The sequence below is a fragment of the Streptomyces sp. NPDC031445 genome (genome assembly GCF_055581365.1).
Genome location: NZ_JBVIJO010000006.1, coordinates 376,650 through 401,834, shown reverse-complemented (window position 1 = coordinate 401,834; position 25,185 = coordinate 376,650). Strand labels below are relative to the sequence as shown.

23 protein-coding genes and 1 riboswitch are annotated in these 25,185 nt (G+C 72.3%); of the genes, 4 read left to right on the top strand and 19 right to left on the bottom strand.

What is annotated here, in order from left to right:
- Nucleotides 1–27: 27 nt before the first annotated feature.
- The 3 genes from ACZ5DC_RS19190 to ACZ5DC_RS19180 form a co-directional block, all read right to left on the bottom strand.
- Nucleotides 28–822 (bottom strand): polyprenol monophosphomannose synthase, encoded by a 795-nt coding sequence (locus ACZ5DC_RS19190; RefSeq protein WP_468654111.1) that lies wholly within the window; start codon nucleotides 820–822, stop codon nucleotides 28–30.
- 558 nt (nucleotides 823–1,380) lie between these two features.
- Nucleotides 1,381–2,988 carry an amidohydrolase gene (locus ACZ5DC_RS19185; RefSeq protein ID WP_468654109.1) on the bottom strand — a complete coding sequence of 536 codons (1,608 nt, stop codon included), beginning with the start codon at nucleotides 2,986–2,988 and terminating at the stop codon, nucleotides 1,381–1,383.
- An 83-nt stretch (nucleotides 2,989–3,071) separates the two neighbouring features.
- Entirely contained in the window at nucleotides 3,072–3,512 is a 441-nt protein-coding gene (locus ACZ5DC_RS19180) for an Lrp/AsnC family transcriptional regulator (protein ID WP_014671472.1), read from the bottom strand.
- Nucleotides 3,513–3,749: 237 nt separating this feature from the next.
- On the opposite strand from ACZ5DC_RS19180, the gene ACZ5DC_RS19175 reads away from it, so the two are divergent.
- Entirely contained in the window at nucleotides 3,750–4,184 is a 435-nt protein-coding gene (locus ACZ5DC_RS19175) for a hypothetical protein (protein WP_366754551.1), read from the top strand.
- Between the two features lie 465 nt (nucleotides 4,185–4,649).
- Here the strand turns inward: ACZ5DC_RS19175 and ACZ5DC_RS19170 are convergent, their stop codons facing one another.
- A complete protein-coding gene (locus ACZ5DC_RS19170; RefSeq protein ID WP_468654107.1) occupies nucleotides 4,650–5,822 on the bottom strand; it encodes an acyl-CoA dehydrogenase family protein in 1,173 nt (390 codons plus the stop codon).
- Nucleotides 5,823–6,153: 331 nt separating this feature from the next.
- On the opposite strand from ACZ5DC_RS19170, the gene ACZ5DC_RS19165 reads away from it, so the two are divergent.
- Nucleotides 6,154–7,386 carry a glycoside hydrolase family 18 protein gene (locus ACZ5DC_RS19165; protein WP_468654105.1) on the top strand — a complete coding sequence of 411 codons (1,233 nt, stop codon included), beginning with the start codon at nucleotides 6,154–6,156 and terminating at the stop codon, nucleotides 7,384–7,386.
- Nucleotides 7,387–7,400: 14 nt separating this feature from the next.
- Here ACZ5DC_RS19165 and ACZ5DC_RS19160 read toward each other — a convergent pair whose 3' ends face one another.
- From ACZ5DC_RS19160 to ACZ5DC_RS19140, 5 genes are all read right to left on the bottom strand, one after another.
- Complete coding sequence (locus ACZ5DC_RS19160; RefSeq protein WP_468654103.1) at nucleotides 7,401–8,048, bottom strand: TetR/AcrR family transcriptional regulator; 648 nt, start codon at nucleotides 8,046–8,048, stop codon at nucleotides 7,401–7,403.
- A gap of 100 nt (nucleotides 8,049–8,148) precedes the next feature.
- Nucleotides 8,149–8,289, bottom strand: coding sequence for an SCO1431 family membrane protein (locus ACZ5DC_RS19155; protein ID WP_366754546.1), 141 nt, complete (start codon nucleotides 8,287–8,289; stop codon nucleotides 8,149–8,151).
- Nucleotides 8,290–8,408: 119 nt separating this feature from the next.
- Nucleotides 8,409–9,776 carry a peptidase C39 family protein gene (locus ACZ5DC_RS19150; RefSeq protein ID WP_468654100.1) on the bottom strand — a complete coding sequence of 456 codons (1,368 nt, stop codon included), beginning with the start codon at nucleotides 9,774–9,776 and terminating at the stop codon, nucleotides 8,409–8,411.
- A gap of 201 nt (nucleotides 9,777–9,977) precedes the next feature.
- Entirely contained in the window at nucleotides 9,978–11,504 is a 1,527-nt protein-coding gene (locus ACZ5DC_RS19145) for an amino acid permease (protein WP_468654098.1), read from the bottom strand.
- Nucleotides 11,505–11,561: 57 nt separating this feature from the next.
- Nucleotides 11,562–12,518 carry a hypothetical protein gene (locus tag ACZ5DC_RS19140; protein WP_366754543.1) on the bottom strand — a complete coding sequence of 319 codons (957 nt, stop codon included), beginning with the start codon at nucleotides 12,516–12,518 and terminating at the stop codon, nucleotides 11,562–11,564.
- A gap of 145 nt (nucleotides 12,519–12,663) precedes the next feature.
- Between ACZ5DC_RS19140 and ACZ5DC_RS19135 the strand changes: the two genes are divergently transcribed.
- Together ACZ5DC_RS19135 and ACZ5DC_RS19130 are read left to right on the top strand one after the other, a co-directional pair.
- Nucleotides 12,664–13,377, top strand: coding sequence for a uridine kinase family protein (locus ACZ5DC_RS19135; protein WP_468654096.1), 714 nt, complete (start codon nucleotides 12,664–12,666; stop codon nucleotides 13,375–13,377).
- Between the two features lie 431 nt (nucleotides 13,378–13,808).
- On the top strand, nucleotides 13,809–15,680 hold the full coding sequence (locus tag ACZ5DC_RS19130; protein ID WP_468654094.1) for an AAA family ATPase: 1,872 nt from the start codon (nucleotides 13,809–13,811) through the stop codon (nucleotides 15,678–15,680).
- Nucleotides 15,681–15,749: 69 nt separating this feature from the next.
- Here the strand turns inward: ACZ5DC_RS19130 and ACZ5DC_RS19125 are convergent, their stop codons facing one another.
- From ACZ5DC_RS19125 to ACZ5DC_RS19080, 10 genes are all read right to left on the bottom strand, one after another.
- Nucleotides 15,750–16,823, bottom strand: a complete 1,074-nt coding sequence (locus ACZ5DC_RS19125) for a hemolysin family protein (protein WP_468654092.1) — start codon at nucleotides 16,821–16,823, stop codon at nucleotides 15,750–15,752.
- A complete protein-coding gene (locus tag ACZ5DC_RS19120; RefSeq protein ID WP_468654090.1) occupies nucleotides 16,820–18,154 on the bottom strand; it encodes a hemolysin family protein in 1,335 nt (444 codons plus the stop codon). The genes ACZ5DC_RS19125 and ACZ5DC_RS19120 overlap by 4 nt, the downstream gene beginning before the upstream one ends.
- A 164-nt stretch (nucleotides 18,155–18,318) precedes the next feature.
- Nucleotides 18,319–18,789, bottom strand: a complete 471-nt coding sequence (locus ACZ5DC_RS19115; RefSeq protein WP_468654088.1) for a PH domain-containing protein — start codon at nucleotides 18,787–18,789, stop codon at nucleotides 18,319–18,321.
- Nucleotides 18,790–18,803: 14 nt separating this feature from the next.
- Nucleotides 18,804–19,652 (bottom strand): ATP phosphoribosyltransferase, encoded by an 849-nt coding sequence (hisG, locus tag ACZ5DC_RS19110; RefSeq protein WP_366754538.1) that lies wholly within the window; start codon nucleotides 19,650–19,652, stop codon nucleotides 18,804–18,806.
- Between the two features lie 55 nt (nucleotides 19,653–19,707).
- Nucleotides 19,708–19,980, bottom strand: a complete 273-nt coding sequence (locus ACZ5DC_RS19105) for a phosphoribosyl-ATP diphosphatase (protein WP_007491392.1) — start codon at nucleotides 19,978–19,980, stop codon at nucleotides 19,708–19,710.
- A 34-nt stretch (nucleotides 19,981–20,014) separates the two neighbouring features.
- Nucleotides 20,015–20,500: a 6,7-dimethyl-8-ribityllumazine synthase gene (gene ribH / locus ACZ5DC_RS19100; protein WP_468654085.1), complete on the bottom strand. Its 486-nt coding sequence runs from the start codon at nucleotides 20,498–20,500 to the stop codon at nucleotides 20,015–20,017.
- Between the two features lie 23 nt (nucleotides 20,501–20,523).
- Entirely contained in the window at nucleotides 20,524–21,846 is a 1,323-nt protein-coding gene (locus ACZ5DC_RS19095; RefSeq protein ID WP_468654083.1) for a bifunctional 3,4-dihydroxy-2-butanone-4-phosphate synthase/GTP cyclohydrolase II, read from the bottom strand.
- Nucleotides 21,843–22,484 (bottom strand): nicotinamide mononucleotide transporter family protein, encoded by a 642-nt coding sequence (locus ACZ5DC_RS19090; protein WP_366754536.1) that lies wholly within the window; start codon nucleotides 22,482–22,484, stop codon nucleotides 21,843–21,845. Before ACZ5DC_RS19090 ends, ACZ5DC_RS19095 begins: the two co-directional genes overlap by 4 nt.
- On the bottom strand, nucleotides 22,481–23,086 hold the full coding sequence (locus ACZ5DC_RS19085; RefSeq protein ID WP_468654082.1) for a riboflavin synthase: 606 nt from the start codon (nucleotides 23,084–23,086) through the stop codon (nucleotides 22,481–22,483). The genes ACZ5DC_RS19090 and ACZ5DC_RS19085 overlap by 4 nt, the downstream gene beginning before the upstream one ends.
- A gap of 163 nt (nucleotides 23,087–23,249) precedes the next feature.
- Nucleotides 23,250–23,380, bottom strand: a riboswitch (FMN riboswitch).
- 357 nt (nucleotides 23,381–23,737) lie between these two features.
- A complete protein-coding gene (locus tag ACZ5DC_RS19080) occupies nucleotides 23,738–25,081 on the bottom strand; it encodes an ROK family transcriptional regulator (RefSeq protein WP_468654080.1) in 1,344 nt (447 codons plus the stop codon).
- Nucleotides 25,082–25,185: the final 104 nt, after the last annotated feature.

Genomic DNA, 25,185 nt, shown 5'->3' with positions numbered 1-25,185 from the left:
CCGCGGGGCCGGTCCGCGAACCCGCCGCTACGCCTGCCTGCCCTTGCCGGTGAGCTTGCCGAGGCGGTCCCCGACGCCCCAGGAGGTGACCCGCCACAGCGCCTCGACCACGATGTCCCGGCTCATCTTGGAGTCGCCCAGCTCCCGCTCGACGAAGGTGATGGGGACCTCGACGACGTGGTAGCCGGCCTTCACCGCTCGGCGGGCCAGGTCGACCTGGAAGCAGTAGCCCTGCGAGGCGACCTCGCCGAGGCCGAGGCCCTCCAGCGTCCCGCGGCGGAAGGCCCGGAAGCCACCGGTCACGTCGCGGATGGGCACGTCGAGCATGAGGCGCGAGTAGGTGGAGCCGCCCCGCGAGAGGAACTCCCGGGACTTCGGCCAGTTCACCACCCGGCCGCCGGGCACCCAGCGGGAGCCGAGGACCAGGTCGGCGCCCTTGAGGGCGGTGAGCAGCCGGGGCAGTTCCTCGGGCTGGTGGGAGCCGTCGGCGTCCATCTCGATCAGCACGCCGTAGTCCCGTTCCAGGCCCCAGCGGAAACCCGCGAGGTAGGCGGCGCCCAGGCCCTCCTTGCCCTTGCGGTGCAGGACGTGGACGTGCTCGTCCCCGGCGGCCAGTTCGTCGGCGAGCTTGCCGGTGCCGTCGGGGCTGTTGTCGTCCGCGATCAGTACGTGCGCCTCGGGGACGGCCTTGCGCACCCGGCCGACGATGGACTTGATGTTCTCCGCCTCGTTGTAGGTCGGAATGATCACCAAGGCCGTGCCGAGCGGACCGAACTGCCTCCCCTGGGCCTTGGCCGCGAGGGTCCCGTCGCCGTCGTTCACTGCTGCCCCTTCATGTCGTACACAGGGGTCCACCATAGTGGCCGCGGCCTGGCCGGACGTGACAGCGCGTTCGTACGGTGGTGTCGGTTCCGCAAGAGCGGGGTAAGAAGACCTGTTCCGTACCGTCCCGCCAGGCGCCGAACACCTTCGTACCACGACGGATGGGGGCCCGGCGCCCTTCGGTCCGACCCGGGACCCGCTGGCTGCGGGTCGACCGGAAGCCGTTGTCTACTGAGCGCCCGGGCCCCACCCGGGTCACACCTGGCCGACCCGCGGGAACGTCCCCCTCGTCGGCGCGGGCGCTGAGCCTGGCTCCCAGCGACGGTGCTCCGGTGCGGCACACCGTCCCTGACCCAGCGGCGCTGCGACGAGCCGGCTGAACGTCCCCCGGTCGGGCGTCCGGTGGTGGACTCGGACGAACCTACCGGCCCCTGGCCGCCGACTGTCAACAGCCCTGCGAACCGGGCGGCCGGCGCCGGCGGCCCGGACGGTGGGGAGGATGCGCAGGTCGGGCGGCGGGGCCCCGGCGGCCGGGGCGGCCCGCGCCACCCCGGGAGATCACTCGCCCGGCCGTACGAACACCGTCCGCCCGCCGACCACGGTCCGCAGGCAGACCGGCAGGTCACGGCCCGGGGTGAGGTCGGGCAGACCGGGCGTTCCGGAGCGCGGATCGGTGGACCAGCGGGCGACCCGGTCGTCGGGGGCCTGCACGACCAGTTCGTCGGTCCGCCAGACGGCGTAGTCGGCGGGGGCGCCCGGTACCAGGACGCCCGCGTCGTCGCGGCCGACGGCCCGCCAGCCGCCGCGGGTGTGCGCGGTGAAGGCGGCGCGGACGGAGATCCGGTGCCCGGGCGTGCGGTGGAAGGCGGCGGCACGGACCGTGCCCCAGGGGTCCAGCGGCGTGACGGGGCTGTCGGAGCCGAACGCGAGCGGTACACCGGAGCGGAGCAGGGCGGCGAACGGGTTGAGCGTGCGGGCCCGCTCCGTTCCCAGACGCCGGGCGTACATGCCGTCCTCGCCGCCCCACAGCGCGTCGAAGGCGGGCTGGACGGAGGCGATCAGGCCCAGCTCGGCGAAGCCCGCGATGGTCTCGGGGGTGAGCATCTCGGCGTGCTCGACGCGGTGCCGGGCGGCCCGGATCCGGGCGAGGCCCACCTTCTCGGCGGCGGCCCGCACGCCGTCCACCACGGCGGCGACGGCCGCGTCGCCGATGGCGTGGAAGCCGGCCTGGAGGCCCGCCTCGGTGCAGGCCACGACGTGGGCGGCGACGGCGACGGCGTCCAGGTAGGCGGTGCCGCTGTGGCCGGCGTCGGCGTACGGCTCGTGCAGGCAGGCGGTGTGGGAGCCGAGGGCGCCGTCGGCGAAGAGGTCGCCCGCCGCGCCGGTCGCGCCCAGCTCGCGGGCCTTGGCGGTGTCCTCTTCCGCCCAGTAGCCCACCACCCGGGGGCCCGGGATGCCGGCGGCGAGCCGCAGCAGGCCGGTGAAGTCGTCCTCGGAGGAGATCCGCGGGCCGCCGCACTCGTGCACGGTGCCGATGCCGAGGGAGGCCGCGTGCTCCAGGGCGGTGCGCTGGGCCTCGGCGCGCTGGGCGGGGGCGATGGCGGCGAGGGCGGCCTCGCGGACGGCGTGGTGGGCGTCCCTGGTGAGCGGGGCGTCCTCGCGCGGGAGATCACCGGGGACCAGGTCCAGCAGGGCGGTGCTGACGACCGCCGAGTGCACGTCGATGCGGGACAGGTACAGCGGGCGTCCGCCGGTGGCCTCGTCCAGCTCCGCGCGGGTCGGCGGCCGGCCGCCGGGCCAGCGGGCGGCATCCCAGCCGTGGCCCAGCAGGACCCGGTCGCCGGGGCGGGCGGCGGCGAACTCGCGGACCCGGGCGAGGGCCGCCTCCAGGGAGGGGGCGCCGGACAGGTCGAGACCGGTCAGGGCGAGACCGGTGGCGGTGGTGTGCACATGGGCGTCGGTGAAGGCCGGGGTGACCAGGGCGCCGTCGAGATCGACCACCTCGTCCACGCCGTCGGCGAAGGCGTCGGCCGCGCCCTCGGAGCCGACCCAGGCGACGTGGCCCGCCTCGACGACCATGGCCGTCGCGAAGGGATCCGCGGGGCTGTGGACCTCGCCGCGGCGGAGCAGGACGGTCTTGGGGGACTCGGCGGTGCGATTGCTCATGACCGACAGTTTCTCCCTGCGCCGGGCGGACGCCGCACCCGGGGCGCCCGGAAGGCACCCGCGCGCCGTCGGCGGAGCGGCGGTCAGATCTTGGGCGGCCGGGCCTCGTACGGTGTCGAGAGGACCACCGTCGTGCGTGTCGAGACCCCCGCGAGCGAGCGCAGCCGGGCCAGCAGTTCCTCCAGTTCGTGCGGGGTGGACACACGCACCTTGAGGATGTAGTTCTCGTCGCCCGCCACGCTGTGGCACGCCTCGATCTCCGGGACCCCGGCGAGGCGGTCGGCGATGTCGTCGGGGGCGCTGGGGTCGAACGGCTTCACCGAGATGAACGCGGTCAGCGGCAGCCCGACGGCCTCGGGGTCCACCACCGCGGCGTAGCCGCGGATGACGCCACGCTGCTCCAGCCTGCGCACCCGCTGGTGCACGGCCGACGTGGACAGGCCCGTGGCCTTGCCCAGGTCTGTGTAGCTCATCCGCCCGTCCTTGACGAGCAGCTGCACGATCTGACGGTCCAGCTCCTCCATGCCGCCAAAACCTACAGTGCGCCTGATCTCCACGGATACCTCAGAGGTGCAGGTCATTCCCTGTTTCGGCAGAAAATGCACCGGGACGGGCACCTGCGCACGGCATGTGACGAAGACCACACGCTTCGGACGCAGGCTCCGTGATGTCCTCGTGATTACCGCCGAGACCGGACGGGAAGTGCTTGCTGTGGTCGAGGCCGCAGTGCCTTCACGGCCCAGCCTTAGGGGGAGAATCCCATGCAGAGTGCCCATCGCCCTGGTCGATCCGCGTCCGCGCACCGGCAGTCGGTCGCCGAACCCGAGCCGGAGGGCGTCGAAACCGACGCCTTCGACGAGGATCCGGACGCCTACGACACCTTCGAGATGTACCGGGTGATCTGCCCGGACTGCGCGCAGCCGATCGCGTTGCTGGCGGACGAGGAGTTCCTGCCGGAGCACGCGCTGTGCGCCTCGCCGTGGAACCCGTTCGGGCTCACGGTGTGCGCGGGCACGGGCCGCGCGGCGGCCGACGCCCGCCCCGCGGACGAGTCCTTCGAGCCGCAGGAGCAGGACACCGCTCTGCTGCTCACGCTCCCCCAGGGCCTGAACTGGCGGACGCAGCCCTTCTCGCACGTCGGCGGCCCGGGCTCACGCCCGATGCGCATGCCGTCGATGCGCCGCCAGGCCGCCTGAGCCGGCTCACCGACGCCCACCCGTACGCGCCCTGGACCGGGCGCGCACGGCGCCGTGGCGCGGGGCCGGCGGGCCCTGCTCCACGGGCACGGCGGCCTCCGGACGGGACGGTCGTCGGCCCGCAACTCCCTGGGACCGAAGGTCGTCTGACGAGCTGTCAGGCGGGCTCAGGGAACCCGAGGGGGAACCCGGACGGGGATGAACTGAAGCTCGATTCCGTGGGAGGGTGACCTGCCCGGCCGTCGCCGCGTTGCCCTGGTATGACCCCCATGTACTCGGCAACCGGGCGTCAGCGCCGTATCTTCGTCCCCCGCCCCGGAGAAGCGGGTCCGCCGGCCGCGCCGCCGGACCCGCCCATCTACCGTGACCTCATGCGGACCTGGGCCGACCGCGGCCGCACCCTGCCGGGCCGCCACGACCCGGAGTGGATCAGGCTGGCGGCCCCGACGGTGCTCACGGGCCAGTTCAGCGACCTTCTGGCCCCGCCACGTGACGGGCGATGACCATCCGCTGGATCTGGTTGGTGCCCTCGACGATCTGGAGGACCTTGGCCTCGCGCATATAGCGCTCGGCCGGGAAGTCGGCGGTGTAGCCGTAGCCGCCCAGTATCTGCACGGCGTCCGTGGTGACCTTCATGGCGGTGTCGGTGCAGTGCAGCTTGGCCATGGCGGCCTGCTTGGCGAACGGCCTGCCCGCGTCGCGCAGCCGGGCCGCGGCGAGGTACAGCGCGCGGCCCGCCTCGATCTGGGTGGCCATGTCGGCGATCATGAAGCGCAGGCCCTGGAAGTCGGCGATGGTCCGGCCGAACTGGCGGCGCTGGGTGGCGTAGCGGACCGCCTCGTCCAGTGCGGCCTGGGCGAGGCCGATGGCGCAGGCCGCGATGCCGAGCCGGCCGGAGTCGAGCGCCGCCAGGGCGATGGAGAAGCCCTGGCCCTCCTCCCCGATGCGCCGGTCGTCGGGGACGCGGACGCCGTCGAAGTACACCTGCGCGGTCGGCGAGCCCTTCAGGCCCATCTTCTTCTCCGGCGCGGCACCGCTCAGGCCGGGGGCGTCGCCGGGCACGAGGAAGGCGGTGATCCCGCGCGGACCGTCCTCCCCGGTGCGGGCCATCACGGTGTAGAAGTCGGCGATCCCGCCGTGGGTGATCCAGGCCTTGGTGCCGTCGATCACCCAGCCGTCGCCCTCGCGGACGGCCTTGGTGCGCAGGGAGGCGGCGTCCGAACCGGAGGACGGCTCGGACAGGCAGTACGCGCCGAGCAGACCGCCGCCGAGCATCGCGGGCAGGTGCTCGACCTGCTGCTGCTTGGTGCCGTAGGTCGCGAGGGAGTAGGAGGCGAGCGTGTGCACGCTGACGCCCAGGCCGACGGTGAGCCGGGCCGCGGCCAGCTCCTCCAGGACCTGGAGGTAGACCTCGTAGGGCTGGTCGCCGCCGCCGTGCTCGGACGGGTACGGCAGGCCCAGCAGGCCTGATTCGGAGAGCAGAGTGAAGATCTCGCGCGGGAAGCGTCCCGCGTCCTCCTCCTCGGCCGCCCTGGGCGCGATCTCGCGCTGGGCGATCTCCCGGACGAGGGCGAGCAGATCCCTCGCCTCTTCCGTCGGCAGTTGACGCTCCACCGGCTGCGGGTCGCGGTCGGACATGGCGTCGGGCTCCTCCCTGTTCGGACACCGCCGGTCCGGCCCGGGGTGGGGGCGGCTCCGGCCGGTGATCGCGCTTCGCCGAAGGTGCCCGCTCCCGGGTCTCGGAAGCTGCTGACCAGCGGCATGCGCAGTGAGTATGCCCGATCAGCGACCTCCCGTCACCAGTTAACGACCGCTTACTTCAGGAGTCCAGCCGGGGCCCGCGCGGGGGCCGGGATTGGTCCGAACCATTGACCTAATGGTCTAGTCCTCCTAGGGTGCATGACCAACGCTTTACCGCGTTCATGCCAATCGGCGCGCGTTCCCCTCTCCCCCACGAGGAGACACCCGAATGCACACTCCCCACCGCTCCCTCGTCCGGACCCTCGTCTCGGCCGCGTGTACCGCCGCCCTGGGCGCCGGCCTGCTGGCCGGGACGGGCACGGCGACCGCGGCGGCGCCGAGCGCCCCGCGGCTGGCGGCCGGATCCAAGGTCGTCGGCTACTTCACCGAATGGGGCACCTACGACCGCAAGTACTACGTCAAGAACGTCGAGACCTCCGGCTCCGCCGCCAAGCTGACCCACATCAACTACGCCTTCGGCAACGTCACCGGCGGCAAGTGCGCCATGGGCGACTCCTACGCGGCCACCGACCGGGCCTACACCGCGGCCGAGTCCGTCGACGGCGTCGCCGACACCTGGGACCAGCCGCTGCGCGGCAACTTCAACCAGCTGCTGAAGCTGAAGAAGAAGCACCCCGGCCTGAAGGTCCTGTGGTCCTTCGGCGGCTGGACCTGGTCCGGCGGCTTCGGCGAGGCCGCGAAGAACCCGGCCGCCTTCGCCCAGTCCTGCTACGACCTGGTGAAGAACTCCAAGTGGGCGGGGGTCTTCGACGGCATCGACATCGACTGGGAGTACCCGAACGCCTGTGGCAACACCTGCGACGCCAGCGGGCGCGAGGCGTTCAAGAACCTGATGGCCGCGCTGCGCTCGAAGTTCGGCTCGGGCAGCCTCGTGACGGCGGCGATCACCGCGGACGCCACCAGCGGCGGGAAGATCGACGCGGCGAACTACGCCGGCGCCGCCCAGTACGTCGACTGGTACAACCCGATGACGTACGACTACTTCGGTGCCTGGGACGCGACCGGACCCACCGCCCCGCACTCGCCGCTGACCTCCTACTCGGGCATCCCCAAGGCGGACTACAACACGTCGGCGACGATCGCCAAGCTCAGGGGTCTCGGCGTCCCGGCCTCGAAGCTGCTCCTCGGCATCGGCTTCTACGGCCGCGGCTGGACCGGCGTCACCCAGGCGGCGCCCGGCGGTACCGCCACGGGCCCGGCGGCCGGCACGTACGAGCAGGGCATCGACGACTACAAGGTGCTCAAGGCCAAGTGCCCGGCGACCGGCACCGTGGGCGGCACCGCCTACGCCAAGTGCGGCAGCGACTGGTGGAGTTACGACACCCCGGCCACCATCGCCACGAAGATGACGTACAAGAACCAGCAGGGCCTCGGCGGCACCTTCTTCTGGGAGCTGAGCGGCGACACCGCGAACGGTGAGCTGATCAAGGCCATCAACTGACGGTTCGTCCCGGGTCAGCCGTCCCGGCGGGCGGGCGGCGGGGCCGGGTGGGCGGGGTCCAGCTCCTCGATGGCGCGCAGGGCCCCGCCCAGCGTCTTCACCAGCAGCGCGCACATGGTCTCGCGGGACAGCCGGGGGCGGCCGATCCAGTCCAGGGTGGCGCCCTCCACGCCGCACACCCAGGAGAGCAGGCCCATCCGGGCCACCGGGGAGATGTCGGCGCGGCCGTAGGCCCCCTCGGCGATCGTGCCGACGATCGCCTCGCGCACGCCGTCCCGGATCGCGTGCACCTCGGTGTCGAAGCCGACGCCGCCGCTGACGATGGTGCGGTAGGCGGCCTGGTGGTGCTCGGCGTAGCGCAGGTAGCCGTCGATCGTGCGGTGCACGCGGTCCACGGCGGGGAGCTGGAGCCCGCCGGCGGCGGAGGTCACCAGGTCGGCGACGGAGTCCTGGATGATCGCCAGGTAGTAGCCGCGCTTGGACCGGAAGTAGTAGTAGATGAGGCCCTTGGCCACCTGCGCCTGGCGGGCGATGTCATCCATGGACAGCGCGTCGTAGGACGTGTCGGCGAACAACTTCCGCCCGATGGCGATGAGTTCGGCGCGGCGCGCCACGGAGCGCTCGGTGCCGCGCGGCTGGACGACGGCACGCTGCTGCGGCATGTTCAAGACCGGCCCTGATGTGGGGAGGACGGGACAGCCGCAGTATGTCAGAACAAGCCGCTCGCGTGAGCGGTCCGTCCGAAGGCGGGTGCGCAGCCGTTCAGAGCAGGCCGAGCTGGGTCACGAGCATCGCGAACACCGCGACGAGGACCCAGCCCAGGACGTGCTCGACGATCTTCGGGCCGTCTTCCCGCGGACCGCCGGTGACGGCGCGGGTGGCGGTGGCCGGGTGTGCGGTCATGGTGTTACTCGCAGAGGTCGAAACGTACACGGCGGACATCCCCCACCCATCCGTCCACCATGCCACCCGCGACGGCGTGCGCGGCGATGAGCTTGGTCACACGCCGCGCACGCCGGGGCTCAGTACACGCCCACCGCGGCGAGCGCCTTGCGCTGGCGCGGGGTCGGGTGGGCCGGGAAGTAGAGGTAGCAGACCCCTCCGGTGCCGGAGGCCACCTTGCCGGAGGCGTTGTACCGCTTGGTCCTCAGCCAGATGTTCTCCCACTCGCGCCGCTTGTAGACGCGCCGCACCGCCTCGTCGCTCGGCGAGGCGGGGTCGTTGGCGATCACGTCGCCGTCCGCGGTGAAGCCGATGACGGTCATCAGATGGCCGGAGGTGCCGTAACCCGCCCCCGTCAGCTCTTCCTTCAGGAACGACTGGGACGTTATGGCCGGGATGCCGGCCGCGATCAGCGTCTCCAGGTCGGTGAGGGAGGCGAGCCGCGTGACCACGCCCTGCAGATCGTCGAAGGTGGCCGCGTAGGCGGCGTTGAACGGCCAGTTGCCGCAGCCCTGGTACTGGTGGTCGTAGGTGGACCGGGCCGCGTGGCAGACCTGCGGGTCCGCGTAGGACGGGTCGACCCAGGACAGCTGCTCGGGCGTGAGCCGGCCGCCCCAGTACTCGATGATCATCTGCGAGGAGGTGGGGCTGCACCAGGCCTCGCCGCCGTTGTCGTACTCGGGGTACTGGCCCTTGTGGATCTCCTGCGAGTAGCGCGGGACGGCGAGTTCCTGGGCGAGGCCGGGGGTGGAGGCCGGCACGGTGAAGCGGTCGGGGATGTCGGAGCCCATCGCGCCGAGCCGCCAGACCGTCGGTGTCAGGGACGTGCCGGGCCTGCGGTAGAGGGTGAGGCGGAGCCGGTACGACGCCAGGCGCAGACCGGTGCTCGCGTCGTCGATGGCGAAGGTGTCCGTCCAGATCGTGCTCTTGCCGTCGGTCTGGTCGTCCACCGAGGTCCGCTTGATGTCCTGGTCGCCCGCGGCCCAGCGGCCCATCACGTACCAGGGTGTCTCGGTGCCGTCGGAGTACGTGCCGTGCAGTTCGACCTGGAGCCAGGTGCCGGCGGGGGTGTGCGCGTTCCAGGAGGCGATGACCTCGGTCGCGGGCACGGTGAGCCGGTGCACCGGGGAGGTCCAGGTGGCGTACTCCCAGGTGGCGGTGGTCCCGGTGTGCGGGTCGGTGTAGTCGGTACGGCCCGCGGCGGCACCGATCACGACGCCGGGGCGGCTGCCGGAGACGGGCCGGGCGCCCTCGGGGGTGCCGCAGCGCCAGTCGCGGAACGTGGTCCAGCAGTGGTAGTCGATCGGGCGGGCCTGCGCCTGGCCGGGGTCGTCGGTGTCGGCGGGCCGCGGTGCCGCGACGGCGGCGGGAACCGCCGTGCCGGTCACCGCCGCGGCGACGGCCACGGCCAGAACGGTTCTGCGGGACGGCTGTTGGGCTCTGCTCATGGGCGCGGTGACCCCCAGGGTGTCCGAGACGGGCTGATCCGGTGCGGTAACTATGAAGCAGGCCGGATCTCGCTGCCAGCACTTCGGCGCATGCCGCCGTACGAATATTGGTCTGAACCACTGGTGGAGGCCACCCGGAGGGGTGCGGGCCGGGGCCGCCGGCCGGGCCCGGCCGGCCCCGCGCACCCGCACCCGGCACGCTCAGACGAGGTCCATCGCGGCGACCTCGTCCGGGCGTCCGTAGCTGACCGGCCCCTGGAAGCGGCGGCGGGCCGTGGCGAACCACCACACCGTCGCCACCAGCAGGACGACGGCGAGCGCGATCGGCGCGTAGTTGAAGGAGTCGACGGTGATCGGGGAGGCCTGCGGCAGCATGAACAGGACGCTGCTGAGCAGGATCCAGGTCACCGCGAGCCAGCCGATCGGCCTGCCCCAGCGGCCCAGGTGCCAGGGGCCGGGCTGGAAGGCGTCGCCGAGCCGCAGCCGCAGGAAGATCGGCACGGCGTAGGCCAGGAAGAGCCCGACCACGTTGACGCTGACGATGGCGGTGAAGGCCGTGTGCGACCACCAGCCCGGCACCACCAGGGCCAGCGAGCAGGCGACCGCGAGCCAGACCGCCTTCACCGGCGTACGAGTGCGCAGCGAGACCGAGTGCCACCAGCGGGAGCCGGGCATGGCGCCGTCGCGGGAGAAGGCGAAGATCTGCCGGGTGTTGCTGGTGAGGTTGGCCAGACCGCAGAAGAGCATCGCGCCGATGACGATGAGGAGCATCAGCTTGGCGGTGGGCAGGCCGAGGCCGTCGATGAGGATCTGGACGGGCGGCGCCGCGGCGCCGGCCACCTCGGCGTAGTCACCGATGCTGTAGACCAGTGCCAGCATCAGCACGAGACCGGTGATCGCCGAACACCCGATGGCACGGGTGATGCCCTTCGGTGCGCTGACCGTCGCGTGGACCGTTTCCTCGGACATGTGGAAGCTGCCGTCGAACCCGGTGAAGGTCCAGCTGGTGACCAGCAGGCCGAGCATGCCGCCGTAAAGCCCGCTCGTGAAGCCGGTGTTGTTCTCGAAATGGGTGACGAAGGACGCGGACTGATGGTGATCCGGCATCACGATGAGTGCACCCACGATCACGACGAGTCCGATCAGCAGCCACCACACGGAAATGCGGTTCAGCAGGGCGACGAGCTGGACGGTGTAGGTGTTGGCGAGCCCCTGGAGCACGATGATCAGGGCGGTGACGAGGACCGTCTGGTGGGCCGTCGGCCGGTAGGAGGGCCACTGCAACTGCACGAACACTTGGATGAAGGTGGCGGCGGCATAGCCGGTGGCGGCGGTGCCGCCGATCTGTCCGACGAAGTTCAGCCAGCCGGTGAACCACGACCAGGCGCCTTTGTGCCGCTTGGCGAGTTTACCGGCGGAAAAATAAAGGGCGCCGCTCGTCGGATAGGCGGAGGCGACTTCCGCCATGGCCGCGCCGATGAGCAGCACCATGAGCGAGACGCCGATCCAGCCGAACACGAGAATGCGGGGGCCGCCCGCGTTCATACCGAATCCGAAGGACGAGAAAATACCCGAGAGGATATTGATGATGGTGAACGAGATCGCGAAATTGTCGAACGCCCGGAAGCGCCGGGTGAGTTTCCGCGGATAACCCATCGCGTGCAGGGTGGCGTCGTCGTCGAGCACGACGGGGTCCGCCGCGCGGGCGCGGGCCCGGGGGGTCGACATCCGTTCCGACACAGATCGGCCTTTCTCTGGGTGGGGGGTGGAGGCGGGGCGAGCGGGTCAGGCGGGTCCCGGGACGGGCAGGCCGCAGGCGCGCCGGGCCCGGGACAGCTGCTCGGCGGGGTCGCCGAAGGCGCTCCAGGGCATGCGCGAGGCGTACGGGCCCATCGCCGTGAAGACCGCCCGGGCCTCGAACGCGCGCTGGGCCATGGTCAGCGCGTGCGCGAGGTAGGCCAGGTCGAGCACCGGAGTGAAGCGGTAACCGGCCACGGTGGGCAGCCAGTTCTGGTAGATCGCCAGCGCGGTGGAGCGCCACTGGGGCTGCTCCCAGACGCGGTCGGCGAGGAGCTGGGTGGGGTTGTAGCTCTCCACCAGGGCCACCAGGGGCAGCAGCCGGAGGGCGGAGTCGGCGGGCGCCCGCTGGCTGAGGAAGGCGGCCACGTCCCAGGCGGCGGTGACCGAGCCGCCGTGGCGCGTGAAGAAGCAGGACAGGAAGCGGTGGTGGGCCTCGCGGTGCCAGGGGTCCAGGGACAGGATGTGCGCGAACAGCCGCCAGGGGCCGGGCGGTGCGGTGAGCAGGCCGCGCGGGGCCGGGTCGCCGAGCCGGTGCAGCCGGGCCATGGAGAGCCGGGCGACCCAGGGGGTGGGGTCGGCGGGGGCCGCCTCGGCGGCCCGGTCGCAGGCGGTCAGCGCGATCCGCTCCAGCGCCTCGGCGCGCTCGTCACGGGCGTCGGCGGCCCGCAGGGCGCGCTGCACCGCGACCCGCGCCCACATGAGCGCGGCCTCGGGCGTCGGCTCCTCGGCGAGCCAGCGTTCCACGAGGTCGGTGCCGGCCGCCTCGGAGGCGAGGACGAGCGAGCGGTGGGCCCGCAGGGCGAAGTCCGCACGCGTCTCGACGAGCGCCTCGTGGGCGTATCGGTGCCGTCCCGCGCGCACGTCCACGCATACGCTCGCCAGGACCCGGTCGTCGGCCGCCGGGTGCCATACATAGTGCCCTTCGAATAATTCCGCGGCCATGGTCCCCCTGCCGGTCCCCGTTCGACGCATCACGTTGCGCAGAAGGCACCTTACTCAGCGTGGGGCACACCCGGAACGCCGAATTCGACATATCGGTCAGCGGATTCGGCCTGATTATCGACGGCCATTGACTGGCCGCCAGCCGATGGTTCAAGACGCGACAACCACCACTAGACTGTTTCACGGAAAACCCACAACACCGGATCTCACCCCACACGGCACGACCCCGGGAATCACCATTCACGACCTCGCCGCCCGGCTGCACAGGCTCCCGCCCTCCCTGGGCCCGGTCCGGCTCGTCGCTGTCGACGGGCACGCCGGCTCGGGCAAGTCCACCTTCGCCGGACGACTGGCGCAGGCGCTGGGCGGGGCTCCGGTGCTCCACCTCGACGACATCGCCAGCCATGAGCGGCTCTTCTCGTGGACCGACCGGCTCATGACCCAGGTGATCGAGCCGCTGGCACGGGGCGGGAGCGCCCATTACACCCCTTACGACTGGCGGTCCCGCGCCTTCGGCGCCCCGCGCCCGCTGCCGGCCGCACCCGTCGTGCTGGTCGAGGGCGTCGGCGCCGGCCGCCGTGCCCTCCGGCCGCACCTGGCCCGGCTGCTGTGGATGGAACTGCCCCCACAGGAGTCCTGGTCGCGCGGCAGACGACGGGACGGCGCGGAGCAACACGACTTCTGGGACGGCTGGGTGGCGGCGGAGCGCGCGCACTTCGCCGAGGACCCCTCGCGCCCCCATGCCGACCTGCTGGTGCTCCAGCGACCGGAGGGGTACGAGGTGCTGCCGGGACCCGCGACGGCTCCCGAAGCCGGGCCTGGCATGACGCTGAGTGACGGGCCCTCCCGGATGTGGTGAACCCGTGAAGGGCCTTGCGGGACAACTTCTCGCAGTGTCCCAACTCCGCTTGACCGGGGGGCCGTACAGGTCTTACGTTCTCAATGTGCGGCTTTCGGAGCCGCCCGCCGACGCGAAGCCCCCGGTTGTTCCCCCGTGACCGGGGGCTTCGTTCTGCCCGCACGGGCGCGTATCCCGGCGCCGGGCGCGCCCGCGGTCTCACCCTCGGTCACGAAACGCCGTGCGCCCCGTCTGCTCCCACCTCGTCGAACGCCCTGTGCGGCACCCTTCGGCACGCACGGGTACCGCGGGTACGATGCCCTCGGTGCGACCTTCGAGCGGCTGCCTCGCGCACCTGCAACTCCGGTCCGCGGCACAGCGGTTCGACCGCGGCGGCCGTCGGGCGACCGCCCGGTGGTGAACCACGGGGACACGGTCTGTGGGGGGACGTGATGGACTTCGGCACGCAGGGCCCCGAGGCCCCGGCCGACCTCGCCTGGCTGCGGGGTGTGGACGCCTACACGATGGGCGCCTACCCGCAGGCGGAGGAGGAGTTCCGCACCGCGGTGCGGATGGACCCGGGCATGGCGGACGCCTGGCTCGGGCTGCACGCGCTCCGGGTCGACACGACCACCGCGCTGCTGCGGATGTTCCGGCACCGCGACCGCTTCGGCGAACAGCGCGCCCGGCACCGTCGCAGCCTCAACTCCTGGTACTGGCTGGGCTGGTGGGTGCAGCCGGTGCTGGAGAGCCCGCGCGATCTGCTGCTGGCGCACGCCTCCCACTGGCTGGACGGCCGCCATGTGCCCGAGCTGGACCGCGCCCTCGCCGGCCTGCCCCCGGTCGACGCCGACCCGCAGGTCCGCTTCCTGCACGCCTGCCGCGCCTATCTGGTCAAGGACTGGGAACAGCTCGTCCGGCACACCGATCCCCTGCTGGACGACCCCCTGCTCGGCATCGAGGCCGGCCTGTTCGGCGGCATGGCCCGCATCCGGCTGGAGATGTACGGCCAGGCCGAGCCGCTGCTGTCGACGGCGCTGATGCGGTGCCGCAGCGAGCAGCCGCAGCGCAAGGAGCTGCGCTACTGGCTGGCGAGGGCGCACGAGGGAACGGGGCGCTCGGCCGCCGCGCTCCCCCTGTACCGGGCGGTGCACCGGGTCGACCCGGCCTTCATGGACACCTCCGCCCGGCTCGCCGCGATCTCCGAGGGCGACGGGTACGACGAGACGGCCGACTACGCCGCGATCACGCTGACCGGCGCGGGGCAGGACGTGGTCGACGGACCGGACGCGTTCGATCCGCTGTTCGGCACGGAGGGCCGCGATCTGCGGCTGCCGGAGCCCGATCTGCCGACCGGGCCGCTGCCGTCGGTGGCCGGCCCCTCGGTGCGGACCAAGACGGGGATGCCCGGGGTGTCGGCCGCGCCGATCCCGGCCGGGCCCACCGACCCCGCGTTACTGGAGGAGGCGCTCGCCGAACTGGAGCGCATGGTGGGGCTCGAACCGGTCAAGCGCCAGGTCAAGGCGCTGTCGGCGCAGTTGAACATGGCGCGGCTGCGGGCCGGGCAGGGGCTGCCGGTCCAGCCGCCCAAGCGGCACTTCGTCTTCTCCGGGCCGTCCGGCACGGGCAAGACCACGGTCGCGCGGATCCTCGGCCGGGTGTTCTACGCGCTGGGGCTGCTGGGCGGGGACCACCTCGTGGAGGCCCAGCGCGCCGACCTGGTCGGCGAGTACCTGGGGCAGACCGCCGTGAAGGCCAACGAGCTGATCGACTCCGCGATCGGCGGGGTGCTGTTCGTGGACGAGGCCTACTCGCTGTCCAACTCCGGGTACGGCAAGGGGGACGCGTACGGCGACGAGGCCCTTCAGGTGCTGCTGAAGCGGGCCGAGGACAACCGGGACCACCTGGTGGTGATCCTGGCCGGCTACCCGGAGGGCATGGACCGCCTGCTCGCCGCCAACCCCGGGCTGTCCTCCCGTTTCACCACCCGGGTGGACTTCCCCTCCTACCGGCCGCTGGAGCTGACCGAGATCGGCAAGGTGCTCGCTGCGGAGAACGGGGACCTGTGGGACGAGGAGGCGCTGGACGAGCTGCGGTCCATCGCCGGGCACGTGGTCGACCAGGGGTGGATCGACGAGCTGGGCAACGGGCGGTTCCTGCGGACGCTGTACGAGAAGAGCTGCGCGTACCGGGACCTGCGGTTGTCGGTGTACGCCGGTCCGCTCACCCGGAACGACCTGGCGACGCTCCGGCTGCCGGACCTGATGCAGGCCTACGGCGAGGTGCTGTCGGGGCGGGGGCCCCACGATCCGTCGGGTATGTGAAGCGCCCGAGGGGGCGCGGGGAGCCGCGTGACCGGCCGGCGGCCACACAGTTCCCCGACACCACCCGAGCTAGCCGGCGAGCGCTTCCTCCGGCTCCCCGCTCACCCGGGGCTCCGGCATCTCCCGGTGCGCCGGGTCCCGGACCTCGCCCACCAGCATCTCCAGCACGTCCTCCAGGGCCACCAGGCCGAGCACCCTGCCGGTCGCGTCCGCCACCTGGGCCAGGTGCGTGGCCGCCCGGCGCATCACCGTCAGCGCGTCGTCCAGCGGCAGCTCGGCGCGGAGCGTGGCCATCGGGCGCCACATGTGCTGCGGGACGGCCCGGTCGGAGTCCTCCAGGTCGAGGACGTCCTTCACGTGCACGTACCCCATGAACGGGCCCTTCTCGCCGGCCGCGACCGGGAAGCGGGAGTATCCCGTGCGGGCGGTCAGCTCCACGATCTCGCCCGGGGTGACCGCCGGGGTCACCGTGACCAGGGTCTCCCGGCGCAGCAGGACGTCCGTCACCGGGCGCGAGCCCAGCTCCAGGGCGTCCTCAAGGCGCTCCTGCTCCTCCGGGTCGAGCAGGCCGGCCTGGCCGGAGTCCTCCAGGAGCCGGTTGAGCTGCTCGGTGGTGACGACCGCCTCCACCTCGTCCTTCGGCTCGACCCGGAACAGCCGCAGGATGCCCTGGGCGCAGGCGCCGAGGGCCACCGTGATCGGCCTGCACAGGCGGGCGAACCAGACCAGGCCCGGGCTGAGCCACAGCGCGGCCTTCTCCGGGGCGGCCATCGCGAGGTTCTTCGGGACCATCTCGCCGATGACGAGGTGGAAGAAGACGACCGCGGCCAGCGCGATCACGTAGCCCAGCGGGTGGATCACGCCCTCCGGGAGGTGGACCCACGCGAACACCGGCTCCAGCAGGTGCGCCACCGTCGGCTCGGCGACCGCGCCGAGCGTCAGCGAGCAGACGGTGATGCCGAACTGCGCGGCGGCCATCATCTGCGGCAGGTGTTCGAGGCCGTACAGCACCTGCCGGGCCCGGGCGGTGCCGAGCGGTTCGATCTGGCTGCGGCGGACGGAGACGAGCGCGAACTCGGCGCCGACGAAGAAACCGTTGGCGAGCACGAGCAGCGCCGCGAAGACCAGTTGGAGGACGCTCATCGGGCGGCCTCCATCACGTTCGCCGCCGGGGCCGTCCTGACCAGGCGGACCCGTTCGGCGCGGTAATGGCCGACCTGGCGGACCGAGAGCCGCCAGCCGGGCAGCTCGGCCCGGTCGCCGGGGGCCGGGATCCGGCCGAGCAGGTCGGCGACCAGGCCGGCGACGGTCTCGTACGGCCCCTCGGGCACGTCGAGGCCTATGCGCTGGAGGATGTCGACGCGGCAGCTGCCGTCCACGTCCCAGGCGGGCCTGCCGTCCTCGGGCGGGGCGGGGGCCAGCTCGGGCACGTCCTTGGCGTCGTGCTCGTCGCGGACCTCGCCGACGAGTTCCTCGACGATGTCCTCCAGGGTGACCACACCGGCCGTGCCGCCGTACTCGTCGACGACGACCGCGATGGGCTGCTCGCTGCGCAGGCGGGCGAGCAGGGGCTGGACCGGCAGGGTCTCGGGGACCAGGAGCGCCTTGCGGGCGATCCGGCTGACCGGCGTACGCAGCCGGTCGTGCACGGGGACCGCCAGCGCGTCCTTGAGGTGGGCCATGCCGACGATCTCGTCGATCTTCTCCCGGTAGACGGGGAAGCGGGACAGGCCGGTGGCCCGGGTGAGGTTGACGACGTCCTCGGCGGTGGCCGAGTCCTGCAGCGCGCTCACCTTCACGCGCGGGGTCATGACGTGCTGCGCGGTCAGCTCGCCCAGGGACAGGGTGCGCACGAACAGGTCGGCCGTGTCCTGCTCCAGGGCCCCGGCCTGGGCGGAGTGCCGGGCCAGGGAGACGAGTTCGCCGGGGGTGCGGGCGGAGGCCAGCTCGTCGGCGGGTTCCACGCCGAGGGCGCGGACCAGTCGGTTGGCGACCGTGTTCAGCGCCGAGATCACCGGGCGGAACAGACGGGCGAAGCGGTGCTGCGGGCCGGCGACGAAGCGCGCGACCTGAAGCGGCCGGGACACCGCCCAGTTCTTGGGCACGAGTTCGCCGATCACCATCTGGATCGCGGAGGCCAGCAGCATGCCGACGACCACGGCGACGCCGGAGGCGGCGCCCTCGGGGATGCCGAGCGCGGCGAACGGGCCGCGCAGCAGCTCGGCCAGGGCCGGTTCGGCGAGCATGCCGACGACCAGCGAGGTGATGGTGATGCCGAGCTGGGTGCCGGAGAGCTGGAAGGACAGCTCCTTCAGCGACTCCACGACCGTACGGGCGCGGGTGTCGCCGTCGGCGGCGGCCTTCTCGGCCTCGGGACGCTCGACGGTCACCAGGCCGAACTCGGCGGCCACGAAGAAACCGTTGGCGAGAATCAGCAGGAACGCCGCTCCGAGGAGCAGCAGGGGGATGGTCACGCTGCCACCGCCTTCCCGTTCCGTCGGGCAGGGGTGGCGCAGGTACTACAGGACGATCCGTCCATCGCCGGAGGGAGTCACTCCTCGGGTAGCAGGAACCCCTGTGCGCCGGGCGGCACGCAGGGGCGGAGGCGCAGCGAAACGCCCTCCGTCTACCAGATTAATCAAGATCTGGGCTCATGCGGCAGGGCGGAGGGCGCCGAGTGGGCCTCGGCGAGCGCGCGCAGGGCCTTGGCGTCGGCGATCGCACGCTGCTTGGCGATGCCCGGCTGGATGCCGAGCGCGGGCAGGCTGGTGCCGTCGCTGAGGTCGAGGAACACCCACGGGTCACCCGGCCGGAGGTTCACCCGGAGGATCTCCGCCCAGGCCAGGCGGCGCTTGCCGGCGATGTTGACGACGGTGACGCCGGACTCGTCGGCGACCACCTTCACCCGGGCGAGCTGGGCCAGGGCCCAGAAGATCAGCGCCCCGGTGACGACGAAGCTGAGCCGCGAGCCCGGGCCGAGATGCTCCAGCAGCATCCCGATGCCGGATATCACCAGGAAGATCACGACCCCGGCGGTGAGCAGGATCGCCCGGGTGTGTCCCGGCCGGAAGGTGACGGGGAGGCGGGGCGGAGGGGTCAGGTCGGACATCTCGGGCGTACCTCTTACAGGCGGCAGGCGTGGATGGCCGTGGTCAGGATGGCGCGGGCGCCGATGGCGTAGAGGTCGTCCATGATCCGCTGGGCCTCCTTGGCGGGGACCATGGCGCGGACCGCGACCCAGCCCTCGTTGTGCAGCGGGGAGACGGTCGGGGACTCCAGGCCGGGGGTGAGCGCGACGGCCTTCTCCAGCTGTTCGACCCGGCAGTCGTAGTCCATCATCACGTAGGTGCGGGCCACCAGGACGCCCTGGAGGCGGCGCAGGAACTGCTGGACCTTCGGTTCGTCGGCGTCGGCGCCGGTGCGGCGGATGACGATCGCCTCGGACTTCATGATGGGCTCGCCGAAGACCTCCAGGCCCGCGTTGCGCAGGCTGGTGCCGGTCTCGACGACGTCGGCGATGACCTCGGCGACACCCAGTTCGATCGCGGTCTCCACGGCGCCGTCCAGGTGGACGACGGAGGCGTCGACCCCGCGGTCCGCCAGGTGCCTGTCGACGATGCCCTCGTAGGAGGTGGCGACCGTCTTGCCCTTGAGGTCCTCGATGCCGTCGGCCGTGCCGGGCTTGGCGGCGAAGCGGAAGGTGGAGCGGGCGAAGCCGAGCGGCAGGATCTCCTCGGCGTCGGCGCCGGAGTCGATCAGCAGGTCACGGCCGGTGATGCCGATGTCGAGGCGGCCGGAGGAGACGTAGATCGCGATGTCCCGGGGGCGGAGGTAGAAGAACTCGACCTCGTTCTCCGGGTCGACGATGCGCAGCTCCTTGGACTCACGGCGCTGCTGGTAGCCGGCCTCATGCAGCATCTCCGCCGCAGGGCCGGACAGTGAACCCTTGTTGGGGACGGCGATGCGCAGCATGAGGTCGGCTTCCTTTGTGTGAAGGGGTTTTTTACGGCTGTGTGCGGCGGGCGGCTCAGAGGTGGGCGTAGACGTCGTCCAGGGAGATCCCGCGGGCGACCATCATCACCTGGACGTGGTACAGCAGCTGCGAGATCTCCTCGGCCGCCGCCTCCTTGCCCTCGTACTCGGCGGCCATCCAGACCTCGGCGGCCTCCTCGACGACCTTCTTGCCGATGGCATGAACGCCCTTGCCGACCAGCTCAGCGGTGCGGGAGGTGGCGGGATCGCCGTGGGCGGCCTTGTGCTGGAGCTCGGTGAAGAGCTCCTCGAACGTCTTCTTGGACATGGTGCTGCCCACCCTACGCGGTCGGGCGCGCTCCTCAGTGCCAGGGTTCGGATACCGAGCGGAGCGTGGCCGCGGTCGCGACGGCGGCGGTCACCGCCTCGTGGCCCTTGTCCTCGTTCGAGCCCTCCAGGCCGGCCCGGTCCAGGGCCTGTTCCTCGGTGTCGCAGGTGAGCACGCCGAAGCCGACGGGCACGCCGGTCTCGACGGACACCTGGGTGAGGCCCTGGGTGACGCCCTGGCACACGTAGTCGAAGTGCGGGGTGCCGCCCCGGATGACGACGCCGAGGGCGACCACGGCGTCGTAGCCGCGGCCCGCGAGGACCTTGGCGGCGACCGGCAGCTCGAAGCTGCCGGGGACCCTGATCAGGGTCGGCTCGTCGATGCCCAGGTCGCTCAGGGCGCGCAGGGCGCCGTTCACCAGACCGTCCATCACCTGCTCGTGCCACTGCGCCGCGATGACGGCGACCCGGAGGTCGCTCACATCGCGTACGGACAGTTCCGGTGCACCCTTGCCGCTCACGTCTCTCCTCAGTTCTTTCGTGCTTACTGGTTGCCGCAGGTGGTCGCGGACGCGGCCACCGGAGCCGACACGGCGGGCGTGTCGAGCCAGGGCAGGTCGTGCCCCATCCGGTCCCGCTTGGTGCGCAGGTACCGGAGGTTGTGCTCGCCGGCCTGGACGGGCATCGGCTCGCGGCCGGTGACCTTCAGGCCGTGGCGCAGCAGCGCCTCGGTCTTCTCGGGGTTGTTGGTCATCAGCCGGACGCCCCGGACGCCGAGGTCGGCGAGGATCCGCGCGCCGGCGCCGTAGTCGCGGGCGTCGGCGGGCAGGCCGAGTTCCAGGTTGGCGTCCAGGGTGTCGTGGCCCTGTTCCTGGAGCGCGTAGGCGCGCAGCTTGGACAGCAGGCCGATGCCGCGTCCCTCGTGTCCGCGCAGGTAGACGACGACGCCCCGGCCCTCGGCCTGGATGCGTTCCAGGGCGGCGTCCAGCTGGGGGCCGCAGTCGCAGCGCAGCGAGCCGAAGACGTCGCCGGTGAGGCATTCGGAGTGGACGCGGACCAGGACATCCTCGCCGTCGCCGATCTCGCCGTGGACGAGGGCGACGTGCTCGACGCCGTCGGCGGTGGACCGGTAGCCGTAGGCGGTGAAGGTGCCGTGCCGGGTGGGCAGACGGGTCTCGGCCTCGCGGCGGACGGTGGGCTCGCTGCCCCGGCGGTAGGCGATCAGGTCCGCGATGGAGATGATCGTCAGGCCGTGCTTGCGGGCGAACGGGATCAGTTCGGGCAGCCGGAGCATCCGGCCGTCCTCGCCGGCGATCTCCACGATGGCGCCGGCCGGGCGGAGCCCCGCGAGCCGTGCGAGGTCGACGGCGGCCTCGGTGTGGCCGTCGCGCACGAGGACGCCGCCGGGTCGGGCGCGCAGCGGGAACACGTGGCCGGGGCGGACGAGGTCGGTGGGTTCCGCCGTGCCGCTCGCCAGCAGCTGGAGCGTCGTCGCGCGGTCGGCGGCCGAGATGCCGGTGGTCACGCCGTGGGCGGCGGAGGCGTCCACCGAGATGGTGAACGCGGTCTTCATCGACTCGGTGTTGTCCTGGACCATCTGCGGCAGCCGCAGCCGGTCCAGCTCCTCGCCCTCCATGGGCGCGCAGATCAGGCCCCGGCATTCGCTCATCATGAAGGCGACGATCTCGGGGGTCGCCTTCTCGGCGGCGATGACGAGGTCGCCCTCGTTCTCGCGGTCCTCGTCGTCCACGACGACCACCGGGCGGCCCGCCGCGATGTCGGCGATGGCCCGTTCGACCGGGTCGAGGGCGAAGTTCTCGATGTCGTCGGTGTCGTCGGTGTGGTACAGCGGCGGTGCCGAGGTCATGCCGGGGCTCCTTCCAGTGCGGGCTGCGGGCCCCGGCGGGAGCGCAGCCACCAGTCGCGCATGCCCCACAGGACGAGTGCGCCGTAGATGACGTAGACGAAGCCGGAGAAGGCGTAGCCGTTGGCGAAGTTGAGGGGGACGCCCACGGCGTCGACGAGCAGCCAGGCGATCCAGAACTCGACCATGCCCTTGGCCTGCGCGTACATCGCGACGACGGTGCCGACGAAGATGTAGGCGTCGGGCCAGGGGTCCCAGGAGAGCTTCGGGTAGGCCGTGAAGAGCAGGGCGACGGCGACCGTGCCGGCGGCGGCCGCGGCGAGCATGGCGGCGCGCTCCCGCCAGGTGGCGAAGCGGGGGGCGATGTGGCCGTCGCCCGCACGGTCCTTGGTCCGCTGCCACTGCCACCAGCCGTACAGCGCCACGGCCATGACGACGACCTGCTTGCCGGCGCTGCCGGTCAGGTGGCCGTAGAAGGCGCCGAACAGGACCAGGCCGGAGAGGAACTGCACAGGCCAGGTCCACAGGGAGCGGCGCCAGCCGAGGGCGAGGGTGATCAGGCCCAGGATGTTGCCGGTCATGTCGGACCAGATGATGTGCTGGCCGAAGAGGGTGAACGCCTCGGAGTTCAACCAGTTCACCTGCCGGCCCCCTGTCCGGCCGCGAGCAGCCGCTCCACGTACTTGGCGATGACGTCGACTTCGAGGTTGACCGGGTCGCCGGGCTGCTTCACGCCGAGCGTGGTCAGCGCCAGGGTGGTCGGGATGAGGCTGACGGTGAAGTAGTCGGGACCGGCCTCCACGACGGTGAGGCTGATGCCGTCGACGGTGATGGAGCCCTTCTCCACGACGTAGCGGGAGAGGTCCGCGGGGAGGGAGACCTTCACGATCTCCCAGTTCTCGGAGGGCGTGCGGGCCAGGATCTCGCCGGTGCCGTCCACGTGTCCCTGCACGATGTGTCCGCCGAGGCGGGCGCCGACGGCGGTGGGGCGCTCCAGGTTGACGCGGGAGCCGAGGGTGAGCGCGCCCAGGCTGGAGCGCTTGAGCGTCTCGGCCATGACGTCGGCGGTGAATTCGTCGCCCTCGTGCTCGACGACGGTGAGACAGACCCCGTTCACGGCGATGGAGTCGCCATGGCGTGCGCCCTCCGTCACGACGGGGCCGCGGAGCCGGAAGCGGGAGGAGTCGCCGAGATTCTCGACGGCGGTGACTTCACCCAGTTCTTCGACGATTCCGGTGAACACTTCCCGGGTCCTCCTGCCTCTTCGGGCACGGACTCCGGGGCCTGTCGATGACGACAGAAAGGGACGGATGAGCACACACCGGGGGCGTCGCCGACAGGAACGCGTCCACGCACGGACGCGTCCAGGTACGGCGGCGCGCACACGGAAGACGCATGCCCGCCCGCCGCGCACTGCCTCCCATCCGGACTTTAACCGTCGGTCCAGGAATTTCACCTGGTCAACCGGCCGCTGGAAGCGACCGGGTCGCGGACTGTAACCGCCGGTTCGGACTTTCACCGACCCCGGAGTGCGCTGCTTCTGGTACAGGGCCAGTGTGCCACGGCCGGCACGCGTCCATGTGAGTGACGGATGTGGGGTCGCTCACACTGTGTGCCGCCGCCCTTGCGCGGCGCGGCCACCCTCGTCAACGGGCGGGTGAGCGAGGAGCGTTGACCAGGTACGGACCATTGACCACACTGGTCTAGTCCTTTTAGGGTGCGGTCGGGCCCGGCGGCGGTGACGACGGCCCTTGCCCGCCGCCGGGCCGCCACCGCGCCGGGTACGGGCACCGCACGAGCCCCCTGAGGCCAACTCCACGACCTGCTGACGGACATGAGCCCGGCCTGGCGCTTCGTCACCGCCGAGCGGCTCGGCCGGGAGCCCGCCGGAGTGTCAGCCCCCCGGGCGCCCGGGGGGCGCGAACAGTTCGTCCTGGGCCCGTTCCCGGGCGGTGAGGAGCGCGCCGCGGAGTACGGCCGTCCCGCCGAGGCTGCTCGCCCGCACCTCGGTGACCAGCGGCGACATCCGGCGCAGCCGCTCCTCCACCAGACCGGCCAGCATCGCGCCCCCGGCCTGGCCGACCTCCCCGCCGAGCACCACGCAGCCGGGGTCCAAAACGGCCACCACGGATGCGGCGCCGACGGCGATCCGGTCCGCGAGGACGCGGAGGAAACGGGCGGCCGGGTCCGGCTCGGCGTCCGCACACCCCGTTCGAGGCCCCTCCCCCGAGGCGTCCGGCCGCTGCACATCCACGTCCCCCGGCCGCGCCACGAGCACTGCCCCACTCCGCCCCGCCACAGGCATCACCCCGCCCGGCACCGCCTCCCCCGCCTTCTCGACCTGCGCCACCGCGGCCCGCACCGCCTCCGCCGCCCCGGGGCCGTCCGGTGCGGCAGGGGCCGGCAGGCCGCACTCGGTGGCCAGGGACGCGACCGCCGCCGCGCCGGTGAGGGAGTGGAAGCCGCCGGCGCAGTCGGTCCCCGAGGGCAGGGCGGCGGTTCCCGGGACCGGCAGGAAGCCGATCTCGCCGGTGCCGCCGGAGGCCCCGCGGCGCAGGCTGCCGTCCAGGACGACCGCGGCGCCGACACCGTGGCCGAGCCAGAGCAGGACGAAGGTGTCCCGGTCGCGCGCGGCGCCCTCGCGCTGCTCGGCCAGGGCGGCCAGGTTGGTCTCGTTCTCGACGGTCACCCGCGCGCCGGGCAGCCGGTCGTGGAGGGTGGCGGCCAGGCTGCGGTGCCAGGCGGGCAGCCCGGCCGAGTCGCGGAGGTCCCCGGTGGCCGGGTCGATCAGGCCCGGCGCGCCGATGCCGACGGTGTGCAGCCGGTCGGCGCCGGCCTCCTTCGCCGCGCTCTCCACCGCCGCGACCGCCTGCTCCACGGCGGGCCCGGTCCCGGCGTCGGGGCCAATCGGCACGGACGCGTCGGCGAGCACCCGTCCGACCAGGTCGGAGACGAGGACGAAGACGCCCTCGGTGCGGACGTCGAGCGCGGCGAGGTGGGCGCGGTCGGCGACGATGCCGTAGAGCCGGGCGTTGGGGCCCCGTCGCTGCTCGCCGGTCTCGCCGACCACCGTGATCAGCCCGGAGGCCGTCAGCCGGTCGACCAGGTCGGCGACCGTGGGCCGGGACAGACCGGTCAGCTGCTTCAACTGCCCCGCCGTGAGCGGGCCTTCCCGCTGCAACAGCCGCAGGGCCAGCCGGTCGTTGAGGGCCCGGGCGGTACTGGGTGAGGCAGGCATGACGGGAATCCTCCCAGATCGCGTGGCGTGGCCGGGCTTGATGTCCGCTATCTATCAGGCAGGGTTCCTGATAGTTTACGGCGCGTCGCACTGGGGCGGCGCCC